At 43.6% G+C, this 13,004-nt stretch carries 10 protein-coding genes and 2 tRNA genes; 3 read left to right on the forward strand and 9 right to left on the reverse strand.

What is annotated here, in order from left to right; translation table 11 throughout:
• Nucleotides 1-21: 21 nt before the first annotated feature.
• Together rcsB and rcsD are read right to left on the reverse strand one after the other, a co-directional pair.
• Nucleotides 22-672, reverse strand: coding sequence for a response regulator transcription factor RcsB (gene rcsB / locus XBJ1_RS03125; protein WP_012987314.1), 651 nt, complete (start codon nt 670-672; stop codon nt 22-24).
• Nucleotides 665-3,373: a phosphotransferase RcsD gene (gene rcsD, locus XBJ1_RS03130; protein WP_012987315.1), complete on the reverse strand. Its 2,709-nt coding sequence runs from the start codon at nt 3,371-3,373 to the stop codon at nt 665-667. The genes rcsB and rcsD overlap by 8 nt, the downstream gene beginning before the upstream one ends.
• A 212-nt stretch (nt 3,374-3,585) precedes the next feature.
• On the opposite strand from rcsD, the gene XBJ1_RS03135 reads away from it, so the two are divergent.
• From XBJ1_RS03135 to tyrP, 3 genes are all read left to right on the forward strand, one after another.
• Nucleotides 3,586-3,673 (forward strand) — tRNA-Ser (locus tag XBJ1_RS03135).
• Between the two features lie 6 nt (nt 3,674-3,679).
• Nucleotides 3,680-3,755: transfer RNA gene (locus tag XBJ1_RS03140), tRNA-Thr, on the forward strand.
• A 347-nt stretch (nt 3,756-4,102) separates the two neighbouring features.
• Nucleotides 4,103-5,311, forward strand: a complete 1,209-nt coding sequence (gene tyrP / locus XBJ1_RS03145; RefSeq protein WP_012987316.1) for a tyrosine transporter TyrP — start codon at nt 4,103-4,105, stop codon at nt 5,309-5,311.
• 112 nt (nt 5,312-5,423) lie between these two features.
• Here the strand turns inward: tyrP and XBJ1_RS03150 are convergent, their stop codons facing one another.
• The 7 genes from XBJ1_RS03150 to XBJ1_RS18945 form a co-directional block, all read right to left on the reverse strand.
• Nucleotides 5,424-5,966 (reverse strand): YfaZ family outer membrane protein, encoded by a 543-nt coding sequence (locus XBJ1_RS03150; RefSeq protein ID WP_012987317.1) that lies wholly within the window; start codon nt 5,964-5,966, stop codon nt 5,424-5,426.
• A gap of 127 nt (nt 5,967-6,093) precedes the next feature.
• Nucleotides 6,094-7,518 (reverse strand): o-succinylbenzoate--CoA ligase, encoded by a 1,425-nt coding sequence (gene menE, locus XBJ1_RS03155; RefSeq protein WP_012987318.1) that lies wholly within the window; start codon nt 7,516-7,518, stop codon nt 6,094-6,096.
• A complete protein-coding gene (gene menC, locus XBJ1_RS03160; protein WP_012987319.1) occupies nt 7,509-8,504 on the reverse strand; it encodes an o-succinylbenzoate synthase in 996 nt (331 codons plus the stop codon). Before menC ends, menE begins: the two co-directional genes overlap by 10 nt.
• Entirely contained in the window at nt 8,504-9,361 is an 858-nt protein-coding gene (gene menB, locus XBJ1_RS03165) for a 1,4-dihydroxy-2-naphthoyl-CoA synthase (RefSeq protein ID WP_012987320.1), read from the reverse strand. Before menB ends, menC begins: the two co-directional genes overlap by 1 nt.
• Nucleotides 9,362-9,373: 12 nt before the next feature.
• The gene (menH, locus tag XBJ1_RS03170; protein WP_012987321.1) at nt 9,374-10,180 is read right to left on the reverse strand and encodes a 2-succinyl-6-hydroxy-2,4-cyclohexadiene-1-carboxylate synthase; all 807 of its coding nucleotides are present in this window, start codon (nt 10,178-10,180) and stop codon (nt 9,374-9,376) included.
• On the reverse strand, nt 10,141-11,829 hold the full coding sequence (gene menD / locus XBJ1_RS03175) for a 2-succinyl-5-enolpyruvyl-6-hydroxy-3-cyclohexene-1-carboxylic-acid synthase (protein WP_012987322.1): 1,689 nt from the start codon (nt 11,827-11,829) through the stop codon (nt 10,141-10,143). Before menD ends, menH begins: the two co-directional genes overlap by 40 nt.
• 277 nt (nt 11,830-12,106) lie before the next feature.
• Nucleotides 12,107-12,991, reverse strand: coding sequence for a fimbrial protein (locus XBJ1_RS18945; RefSeq protein ID WP_012987323.1), 885 nt, complete (start codon nt 12,989-12,991; stop codon nt 12,107-12,109).
• Between the last annotated feature and the right edge of the window lie 13 nt (nt 12,992-13,004).

The raw sequence follows: 13,004 nt of genomic DNA on the forward strand, positions 1-13,004 counted from the left end.
TATAAAAAGATAACATATTTATTATCTACCGATATCTTTTTCAATAGTGACAGATGATAAATAATTAAGCAGCGCAATATCGTTATCTACACCCAGTTTCAGCATAGCTGATTTTTTCTGGCTGCTAATGGTCTTAATACTGCGATTAAGTTTTTTAGCGATATCAGTAACAAGAAGACCATCCGCAAATAAACGCAGTACTTCACTCTCTTTCGGAGATAATGGTTTATCTCCATAACCATTAGCATTGACTTTTTCCAGCAATTTAGAAACACTTTCAGGTGTAAATTTTTTACCCTTTTGCAAAGCAGAAAGTGCTCTGGGCAAATCAGTAGGTGCTCCCTGCTTTAATACAATTCCCTCAATATCAAGTTCAAGCACAGCGCTTAAAATAGCTGGGTTATTGTTCATAGTAAGAACAATGATAGCCAGTGTTGGGTAATGCCGTTTAATATATTTTATCAGGGTAATGCCATCACCGTATTTGTCGCCTGGCATTGACAGATCTGTTATGAGAACATCCGCTTCTATGTGCGGTAAATTGTTAATGAGTGTCGTTGAATTTTCAAACTCAGCGACAACATTAATCCACTCAATTTGTTCGAGTGATTTACGGATGCCAAACAAAACAATGGGATGGTCATCGGCAATAATGACATTAAGGTTATTCATATTCTTGGTTACCTTGCTGCAACAGCTTCGTGACAAAAGAATCAATACGGCTGATGCTATTTTCGATTTCTATTTCATTATTGTCTGCTATGTGTTGTTCCAACGCCTCACATGATAATTTGAGCAATTTTAAATCTAACATAGCAAACGCACCCTTAAGGCGGTGTACCGTTTGCGAAAGTAATGTCAAATCATGTCGTTCCATATCAGTATACAGTTTAGTAATATCCATCGGTACTGTCTCTATAAATAATTTCCTATAATCACTATCTGCCAACTGTGTTTGGTAGCCCTTGAGAATATTGTCAACACTACTGACAACATTGCATTCTGATTTAGGGGTTTCAAGAGCATAGCAAGATTCATCTAGACTGAAATTTTCTTCAACCAGTAACGATATTGCATTGATAACCGCATCAACAAAATTATAATTACACTTAACCAGATTAGGTTTTATCTGCTTGAAATCAGCCAAACCATCAACTAATAATATAGTTGGTTTTTCTACTTTGCACTGCATATCCGTAAAGATAATATCGTATTCTTCTGTAACATTCCCTTTGATTTTATCGAAGTATGACGCACCATAATTATTCAAGTAATTGTGGATTATTTTACTGATTTCAGGATTACTGATATCAATTAAGGCTGTCACACCCTGCAAAAGCTGAGGCGTTTCGCCATTGTTATCACTATGCTGCGAAAGAGGCAGGTTAATGACATAATGTGTACCCAAACCCAACTTACTTTTAATTTCAAAATTCCCTCCCATCTTTTTGCACAACTGATTACATAGATAAAAAGTTAGCCCAGAGTTCGTATAATACTTATCTTCTGCTGATTTGTTCAAGAAGGGATAATTCAAACTGATTAAATCTTTTTCGCTAAGACCTGAACCGGTATCAATGAGATCAATTTGAATGCAATTGTCATATTCGCCAGAGCTATTAATGGACAGTGATATTTTTCCATAACTGGTTGTCGTTATTGCGTAATTAAATAACAGCGAGACGATTTTAGTTATTGCCACACCATCACCAATGAACAAAGATTCATGATGAAAATTAAAATGGTAATAAATTTTCAATCCCTTGGCATTTAATGTCGACAGAGAAGCTTTCAGAATATGCTCCAACCGTGAAGACAAAGAAAATATTTCAGTAGCAGACTGCCAGTCACCAGACTCCAGCTCATTGAGTAATGAAATGTTTTCAACCCATTTGGTAATATATTCCGATTTAACCAATAACTTATCCAGCAAGTTCTGCATGTTTTCATCTTGTGATATCTGTTTCAACTGGGCAGCAATCTCATTTAAGCTCTGAATCGGTATTTTTATTTCATTATTAATATTTGATAGCATTGAACGTCTGGCCTGAACAGTTTTATCATATTCTCGATTGGCAAGCTGGAGCCGTCTATTTATCATAACCTCCTGATCTCTATCTTGCAGCAGAAAGAGATATGTTTCGGGTAATAGATTGCTATTATACATCTTGACTTCATAATTCGCGTCATCAATAGATGTTTGAATGACGCCATGATGTTGTTGTGCCATAGCCTTAACTTTATTCAAATCAAGATAAGGTATTAACTGTTCTGCAATTTTATTGCTAGTGATTAACCGATTTGATGAAAAATCGTAGATCAACAAACCGATAGGAATATTGGAGATGATATCATTACCTAAAGAGTCCTTAATTTTCAGCTCATGATCCATCGAAGCATTAGGTGTAATATATCTACGGCGGATATAGAACAAACCACTCAATGAGAACATTGCGAAAAGTAATATTGAGAACAAGAGCCACATATTCCTGATCAGTAAATCTATAACCAGGGCTTTCAGTGGAACTTGATAAACCAATTCATATGGCATGGCATTGAGATTCTGGGAGAACTCTAGCCAAAAACCGTTCAGTGAAACCTCAACTTTATTGGAACCCTCAGCATCATGCAAGTTGGTCAAATTCAAGCGAAAGTTTGCCGGTGACATATCAATCGGCAAAAGGTTATTAATGGGCAGTTCAAAGGCGATAACGGTAGTTAATTGCCCAGGCAAATTGAATGCAGCTTTATAAGTATAGAAATAAATATTCTCCCCACGCAGCACATTGATGGCTGAAATGCTTTCTTTTTCATCCAGCGCTATCGATTGAGCCAACATTTCAGTTCGTTTGGCCTCAGACGTCAGGGTCAGATAACTCTCCTTAAACCTGATTTCTGGTTTTAAAATAGGATGAGTTGTTACCAAAAGTAAATTGTTATCCTTACCATTGAGATAATACATAGATTCGTATTCATTACGGGAACCCCAGAGAATTTCCAGATAGTTAGATAACCGCTGAGCTAGTTGAATACTTGAATGATTGTACTGACCAAAAATAATTGCATCGACTGTCTTATAACGACTTTCCAGCCAATGGACATCGGGACGCAATTTAAACAATGATGTTGCCTCCTGAGAGGAGGCAGAGAGCGGAATATTAGATTGTTCAAAGATATGATTGGCATGATAACGATAATTTTCGATTTGCAATCTCATCTTAACTGTTACACTGCTAATAGCATATTTTTTATCTGTGAGCCAACTATCAAAATAGTTATACCCGAATAAAAATAGAGACGTAAAAAGCAAAATAATAAATAGTGCGTAAAAACGGGGAATAGTAGATGGCTTGATAGATGCTTGTTTATACATTCTTTGAATAATTGCCTTTAGTGTGAATATATTTTTTGGTTGATTCTACATCAACCCGTAATCAAATAAGCCGTTGTATTATGCTAATACTAGCAGGTTAGAGAATAAAAAGACCATTACAGATCGAAGATTGAGCAAACAGTAAAAAAATACGTTTTTTTTCCTTCAGGGACTAGACACATCAGAACGATATAGGCATAATCTCGCGCCATGGAAGGATGGCCGAGCGGTCGAAGGCAGCGGTCTTGAAAACCGCCGATGGGAAACCATCCTAGAGTTCGAATCTCTATCCTTCCGCCAAATTTCGCCGGCTTAGCTCAGTTGGTAGAGCAACTGACTTGTAATCAGTAGGTCACCAGTTCGACTCCGGTAGCCGGCACCATCTAAAAACCCGTTATCTTCCAGATAACGGGTTTTTTTTCGGCATTTACGCTACCTGTACTTTCATACCATAGCCCCTGCTTGTTATGTGTCTCCCAAGTTCCAGCTTCCCTCTTCCACTAAATCCTGAAAAACAGACTGTCCACTCACACTTTTAATAATCAATGCAACGTGTTTTGAGACACCGAATTTGTATCACCTATCACGAGCAGTCTCTTCATCCAACCGCATTTAAGCATGTAATTAATTATTTACACTTGATGTAATCTGAATTTGACAGTTATAAATCAATCCTTTAACCTGCCAATCTTATAACTATTTTTCAACATATTCAGAAGCGAGGATCGCGTGAAAAATCGCACTATTGGTAGTATTTTTATCGTCGCTGGAACGACAATTGGTGCGGGGATGCTGGCAATGCCACTGGCTTCGGCAGGTGTGGGTTTTGGAACAACACTGGTCATGTTAGTCGCCCTGTGGGCATTGATGAGTTATACAGCTCTCCTGCTAGTAGAAGTCTATCAATACAATGAGCCCGATTCTGGGCTGGGAACCATTGCAAAACACTATCTTGGTTTGAAAGGGCAATTATTGACCGGGTTCAGTATGCTGTTTCTGATGTATGCCTTAACATCCGCTTATATTAGTGGCGCGGGTGAATTACTAACCAGTAGCATTAATGAATGGACAGGTTCTTCATTCTCATTATCAACGGGCGTGATTTTATTCACTTTAATTGCCGGAGCCGTTGTCTGCATTGGAACCAGTTCCGTAGATTTTATCAACCGGATCTTTTTCAGCGCCAAACTGATCTTTCTGATACTGATGCTTGGCCTGATGATGCCCCACATTCACCATGTCAATTTGTTATCCCTGCCCGTTGAACAAGGCCTTGTGTTATCTGCGATTCCTGTCATTTTCACCTCATTTGGCTTCCATGGCAGCGTACCCAGCATCGTACGATATATGAAAGGAGATATCCGTAAATTACGCTGGATATTTATCATCGGTAGTGCCATTCCATTAGCAGCTTATATTTTCTGGCAATTGGGTACTTTGGGCAGCATTGCTCCTACCTCATTTATGGGAATATTAGCCGAAAAATCTGGTCTGGATGGTTTATTGAGCGCCATTCGTCATGTTGTAGCCTCTCCCCAGACAGAATTATCTGTCCGGATGTTTGCTAATCTGGCACTCGTGACATCCTTTTTAGGCGTTGCCTTAGGCTTATTTGATTTTCTGGCTGATCTGTTCAAACGTCAGGATAATATAGCAGGAAGGTTTCAGACAGGGTTGCTGACGTTTGTCCCCCCATTGATTTTTGCGTTGTTTTATCCCAAAGGGTTTATCATGGCTTTAGGCTATGCAGCTGCTGCACTGTCAATTTTAGCGCTGTTACTGCCGAGTATTCTGGTATTCAAAGTTCGTCAGCAGCATAAGCGCCAATATCGGGTCTTTGGCGGAACTCCCGCATTAGTTGTGGTTTTCCTCTGTGGTATCATTCTCATTGCCATTCAGATTGGCATTGTCGCTGGAATACTACCTGAGGTAGGGTAATTCATAAAATTATCCGCATTGATGAACGATGCGGATAATCTCGATTATACTTTCCATCTTTCAAGTTACTGCTTTATTGGCTGCAAATTGAAATCTACTCAGTATAGGTTTATTAGAAGCTGAAGCCGGCCCCAATATAAAAACCTTCTGAAACTTTATTGTTACGGTTACCATTTTTGCCTTGCAGATCAATAACACGATAACCTGCATCCACAGTCAGCGGCTTAAATAAAGTATAACGGATCCCCCCTGTTGCCTCTGTATAAGAATCAACGCCTGATGTCAGCCCTGATGGTGCTCCATAAGCTTCACCATATAGTGACAAGGAAGGTAACACCGCCCAGCTAAGGCCGGCACCCGCAGCTAACGCAACACCATCTTTTCCTTCTTTTGGCGACAGATAAAGCACTTTACCACCAACGCTTGCCGTTATTGGGCCTACAGGCAGAGCGAAAGCGGTGCCTAAACTACCAATTTGACCGTTATGATCACTGCGAGTCCAGTTTCCATTCAAAGATAATCCCGCACTTTTATCACCTAGCCCCACAGATGTACTTGTGTAATGCTTTCCAGCCTGTACATTCATGGAAATTGCATTTGCCACGCCAGACACAAAAAACAAACTGGCCATGCTGACAGCAATGAAACTTTTCATACTTCTCTCTTCCCAAGGGGTGAATACCAATACTATCTGAGATATTTTACTGAAATCCAAGTAACACCATAGATAGTGTACATAAGTAAATATCTCAATTTATCAAAATATGTATACCCCTGCATCTTTATACATCATCAGGTTTATAAATTACTTTAGATATAACCCATTTTTCCAGCACCCATTGCTTGACCTGCTGGCGTGAAATTTTTATCCCACCATTTTTCAATTGTACAGGCAGCAGATAACAAACCACAGGGCGTTGAAATGCTGCGAGCTTATCAGTAAGCCAGTCAGCAAGTGTTTCCGTAAGTGCAGGATGTTGGGTTTCAATCACTACAACGGGTCGATGTCCAAATTCACTATCAGGAATAGGTACAACAAAATTTTGCAGAATCTGAGGATGTTGGTTAATAATCCGCTCTATATCTTCAGGCTGAATCCCCTCTCCCCCACTGAAAAATTGATTGTCGAGGCGCCCTAAAATACGCAATTCGCCCTGTTCAAATATTCCTCTGTCACGGGTCGAAAACCAGCCATCGGTATCTGCCAGTGGATTCAATTTTCCATCAAGCCAATACCCCAGAGCGATGCTGTCAGCGCGGATCTGAATATCCTCATCCACCAAGCGAATATCTTTGCCCGGTAGTGGATTTCCCACGCCTGATAAACTATCTGCCCGTTTTGCACAGACCGTTGACGCCATTTCTGTCAGCCCATAGCCACACCAGCAATGAATACCAAGTTGTTCGGCCTGTTGAGTCAATTCCGTTGGTATCATGGCTCCACCCAAGAGCACTGCTTTTAAAGTGAGTGCATGTTCAAACGATTGTTCAAGCAAACGCCAGAGTTGGGTTGGTACAAGTGACGCATGGGTACAACCAGATAATGCACGATCCAATGGATTCAGATCTCGCAACACCAATTCCGCACCTTTCAGCAGCCAACGCCAAAGAATGCCCTGACCGGAAACATGAAACAACGGGAGCGAAAACAGCCAACTGTCATTTGGCTGAAAATCCATGCAGGAGAGAAGCCCCTGCGCACTGGCAAGGTGAGCCCCAATAGAGTGAACCGCTGCCTTGGGCAATCCAGAAGTACCCGAAGTCAAAATCATACTGGCAGGGCGATGGATATCCCACGGCACCCATTGCTCTGGTATCACAGATAATTCAGGTTGCCAATCAAGTTTAATCGCCTGAATAGCAGATGAAGGGGGATCGGTAAAATCGATGACAAATGTCATGTTCAGATGAGGAAGCAATTCTGCCAACAAAGGCTCAGGGAGTTGCGGATTCAGTGGCAATACTCTTGCACCACATTGCAATGCACTGAGATAACACAGCAGGAGATCGGCACTGTTTTTTCCTCTCAGGATCACACTGCTACTTTCCCACAGCCCCTGTTGGTGAAAATGGGCAGCGATGGCGTTGATTTTTTCCGCTAGTTGTCGCCAGGATAACGTCTCTTCATGCAGCCTGACAGCCTGCTTCTCTGGGTAGAGCATCGCCCAATGATGCCACGGCCATTGCGTCCATTCCGCTAATGACATTCATTGCTCCATACGGTGTCCAGATCATCTAGCACCACACAAGGAATGGGACTTTCTGGCCAGCCACGGATAAGTTGTGACTGAATCAGATCCAGCGTATCCAGCCCGGGAAGGGTATCGGGTGTCAGCCAATGTGCGAGACGGGCGAGCTGTGTCAAACCAAAACTGGTTTCGATGCTGGAACTGATTACTGCTTCCAACCCTGCCTGATGAGCGTCTGCAACTAACTGACGACAGCGGACAATACTGCCAACCAGCATCGGTTTGATGACAATGGCCGCAACGCCTTCCTGTGCTTCTACCGTGAAACCCGCTTCACGCACGCTTTCATCCCATGCAATGGCAATTCCTGTATCACGGGCAAATGCCAGGGATTCTTCACAGGTTTTGCAAGGTTCTTCAAGAAAAGCAATTCGTTGCCGGTAATCGGGATTGACATATTTTGCGAAGTCATCGGCTTTTATGCGTGTCCAACTGCGATTCGCATCTAGCCGCAACTGGAGATCAGGCACGGCTTCCAGCAGGACATCCACCACCATACCATCCCGCACCGCTTCATACAGCCCGACTTTCACTTTAGCAATCTTTTGCCCAGTCATATTTCCCAGACGCAAAATCACGTCATCAGGATCTCCCGTACATAATGGTGCTTTGCGATAATCAGCCTCTTCGGGTAATTCACCCTGTAGTTCAGCGAGGGCACAACTGATACCAAACGCCACGGAAGGCGGTTCACTCTCTTCGGGTTCTACCGTTAATCCCTGTTCGTTTTGACACCACTGTTGCAGCCATGTCACGGCAGCATTTTTGGCCTGTTCCAGAGTTTCATGACTGAATTCGGGTAGCGGGGAGATTTCCCCCCAACCGTGCCGTTCATTTTCCTGCAAGTGCACCAGAAAGCCATCACGGGTTTTAAGGCGTTGATAACGCAAAATAATACCTGCCTCCATGGGCAGGCTGAATGAATATAAGGTCGCTTTCCGCATTATGGATTACGCTTGAATCTACTGAAATCAGGGGGGCGTTTTTCGTTGAACGCATTGCGTCCTTCCTGCCCTTCTTCGGTCATATAGAACAACATGGTGGCATTCCCCGCCAGCTCCTGCAAACCCGACTGCCCATCGCAATCCGCATTCAGTGCAGCTTTCAGGCAACGCAATGCCATTGGGCTGTTTTCCAGCATTTCACGACACCAGCGCACGGCCTCTTTTTCCAAATCCGCATAAGGCACAACCGTGTTAACCAGCCCCATATCCAACGCTTGCCGGGCATCATATTGACGACAGAGGAACCAGATTTCACGGGCTTTTTTCTGCCCAACGATACGCGCCATATAAGATGCGCCCCATCCGCCGTCAAATGACCCTACTTTCGGGCCCGTCTGACCAAAAATCGCGTTATCTGCTGCAATGGTCAGATCACACATCAAATGCAACACATGCCCGCCACCAATGGAATAACCCGCTACCATAGCAACAACCGGTTTCGGACAGGTTCGAATTTGACGCTGAAAATCCAGCACATTCAAATGATGCATGCCGTTATCATCTTGATAACCACCATAATCGCCACGGATCTTTTGATCACCCCCTGCACAAAATGCCTTTTCCCCCATTCCCGTCAGGATAATCGTACCAACTTCATCATCGTAACGGGCATCTGCCAGCGCCTGAATCATCTCTTTTACTGTCAGGGGACGGAACGCATTACGCACCTGCGGGCGATTGATAGTAATCTTGGCAATGCCATCTACAGATTTATGGTAGAGAATATCGTTAAACCCTTGGGAGCAATCTTGCCATTCAATGGGCGCGTACAATTTTTCTTCATTGGGATAAAGCATTGCTGAATCTCCTTAACCAAAAAGTGATAAAAAATGGTTCACTTCGGCGGCAAACGCCGCAGGATTGCCATTATGGGCGTTATGCCCAACCTGTGGGATGGTTTTTAACGGCAATGTATATTGCTTCGCAATATTCTGAAATTTCTCATCATTTTCCCCACATAAGTAGGCAAAATGTGTGGTTATGTGTTGCAGAGCAGGAACCAGCCACGGTTGATGCCCCAGTGAAGTACTTTCCAACATATCGGCAATCCGGCTTCCCCTGTTTTGGCTACGGCAATGGATAAGTTGCTCACGCTGCTCCGATGATAAATCGGCAAAAACGGGCTGTTGATACCAATCGGCAAGAACCGTCTCCATTGATTCCTCACGAAAACGCCGCACCCAACACTGATCATGCTGCAATCTCGCATCACGCTCCTGTTGAGAAAACAGCCCGGGATTTCCGCCTTCCACCAGCACGCCCCGTAACCCTTCATGTTTGCCGTAAGTCGCATGGTACATAGCAATACGGCCACCCAGTGAGTAGCCAATCAGCCAATAGTCATGGATCTGATGTTTGAATAAGGTTTCATTCAGGAGATCGTTCATCTCAGCGAATCCCCCTGCCACAGTAATATCGGTCGAGTGACCGTGGCCGGGCAGGTCAATGACCAGCGAGGCATACTGACTACAAGCATTCACCAAGGGTAGCCATTCATCACCACATCCCAACAAGCCATGCAGCCAAACCAACCATGTTCCCGGCTTATCCGAATGAAATACCTGACTGGCGAGTTTCACAATGCAGCCACCTGTTTCCGTAACTCTTGCAAGCATCTCACGCCTTCGCTGTCTGTGACTTTTAATTCAATCAGTGTCGTTGTTTTTTGTTCCCACGCCTGTTTAACACGTTGTTTTAATTCAGACCAACTTTGGGGCGTCACATAATTCAGACCAAACATAGCCGCAGCGTGATCAAAATTGACATGCTGCGGCATACAGTAAAAACGCTGACGCGTTTCTTCTGGTGTAGGCAGTAATGAAAAAATCTGACCGCCATTGTTATTGACGACAATCAATATCATCGGTGCGGAAAGATCACGCAGCAAAGTCAGGCTGTTTAAGTCATAGAGTGCTGAAAGATCGCCGATAATTGCCAGCGTCGGTTTGTTCGTTGCCCTTTGTACTCCTGCGGCTGTTGCGATCAGCCCATCAATACCACTTGCACCACGATTGCTGTAAACCGGATAACCTGCGGGGAGCTGCCCCAATGCATCAATCAGACGGACAATCAAACTATTACCGACAAACAACTGCCCCTGTTCTGGCAGTAATCGATGCAGTTGATACGCCACTGCCGCCTCACCAAATTTTCCATCTAATCTGGCGTTGACACATTCAAGTGCTTGCTCTGACCATGAAGTCAATTCATCTGCCCAACCAAAAGAAGTAGACTCTTGCGTGGAGTCAGCAGAATGTTCCCGAAGCCAATCAGCCACATAACAAGTAAATTTCCGTCCTTGGTGATTAGCTGGGTCAAGCCTGCCGACAATCGGATCAACAATCCAGAATTCTTCCGGCTGACATTCAGCCTGCCATTGCAACAGTCTTTTTCCAGTCAGGCTGGAGCCGAATTGAATCACCAATTGCGCCTGTGCCAGAATTTCCTGAACACGGGGATGATTCAGCCATAAGTCAGCACAAGGCAACGGTTGCCCAGTTTGGGACAGCACATCACTGATCAGTGGCCAGCCCATTTTTCTTGACCACTGTGCAACGAGCGGGCCTTCTTCTGCATTCATCCGGCCAGTCAGTACAACGCCCCGCTTGTTCTGCCACAAACCCCAATCCCGCACTGTAGATGTAACATAAGTTTCTGACTGCCTAAGCCACGGTTGATTACCCTGCCACCATTCTCCCAATGTTTGTTGCCAATCTTGATACGCGATCACATCATTGCCATACAAAGGTTCAGCAAACGGGCAATTAATATGCAGGCTCCCTTGTTTTAAGTTCGACATGCCATTATCAACGACAGAGACCAGCCAACTGGCAGAAATTTCTGTGGTCGGCCGCGGCAGTGAAAGCGCCTGAGTGGGATGGGAGGCAAAAATACCGATCTGGCGAATAGCCTGATTCGCACCACAATCAATTAATTCCGGTGGCCTGTCGGCAGTGAGAAATACCAGCTGCTCACCTGTCAGACCGGCTTCAATCAAGGAGGGATAGAGGTTGGCAACCGCAGTTCCTGACGTCACGATAACGGCAACCGGTTCTTTACTCGCCTTCGCCAGACCCAGCGCCAAATACCCTAATCCCCGCTCATCAAAATGAGTATGGCAGATCAGTTTAGCGTTCCCTGCGGCTGATAATGTCAATGGCGTGGATCGGGAACCAGGGGCAATACAAACATGACGCAATCCATGCCGGGTCAGTGCTTCCAATAGAAGTTCCGCCCAACGGCGGTTAAGTACGCTGTTTGACATATCGATGCCCGAGAACTTCCTTTCAAATCAAAAAATAAGGTTCAAAAAAATAGAGCACATTATATAAGGCTTTCTTTATCGTAATACCCGTAAAAACGATTTCTTTATCTTAGTTCAATAAATTGTCATTTAATTAGCAATATTTCCCCTGCAAACTGGGAGCACATAAGGTCAATCGCCAATAAAATCGGGCGTTTTCGGCCAAAAAAAAGAGAAGGGATGAATAAGAAAGGGTAAAGCCCAGCCATAAAAGGAGATTATGGCTGGTAATACGGACTTAATTATAAATGATGGATACCTTTGCGGTGGCGTTGGCTTGACCTGCGGTGATCATATTTTCTATCTGTATATAGTGAGCTTTGAAAGGAACCGAGTAAATTCCCATCGGGCTGGTGCCAACCTTTAAAACAGAATTTATCATTACCGGTTGATCCTGATACAGAATCTGAAGACCAATTCCTCCGGCCGTAGAGTTACTCCCTCTCTGATCAAGCGCTAAAATACGGTTGTCATTTGACACTGTATTTCCCTCAAATTTTAGCGTAATAGGAATATTGTCGTCACAATCCAGATCAATACTGAAATCTTGTGCTCCCGCAGTGCGCGGATTACCTGACAATTCCCACATCCCGATTGATCCCATAGGGACAATAATATTCTCTTTAGCCAAAATACAGCTTTCAGTTGTGACCAGTGCATCATGAATATGATAAGTATGCACAATAGTAGAACCTACATAAGCTTGAATCATCCCATTTTTAATCGGGCCAGTCCCTGTTTTGGGGTTTGTCTTAATCAGTTCTATATTAGAACCATACATCCGTATGCCTATCCCAGACACGCCTGAATCATAAGTATCATCATTTCTGCTACTGGTTGGTGTATAGCCAATAAATTTCCATGATATTTTCTCTGGTTTATCGCAATGAATCCCCAATATATCTTGTGGGTTTGAAATAACCGGATGTCGATAAATCACAGCTCCAGGCATATCGTTTCTGGAAATAAACACCTTCGGTTGAAACACGGCAGATAAATCCTGTTGTTTCCTTTCATCTTTAATCCGGCAACTTCCCTCACTGCCATAAACATCAGCAGCTAAACTCACCAGCAGGATAAATATTGCCAGTAAAAATCGATAATTTTGACGGAAAATCAGCATAAGCCTGATCCTG

Origin of the sequence: Xenorhabdus bovienii SS-2004 (genome assembly GCF_000027225.1) — a bacterium.
Lineage (GTDB): Bacteria > Pseudomonadota > Gammaproteobacteria > Enterobacterales > Enterobacteriaceae > Xenorhabdus > Xenorhabdus bovienii_C.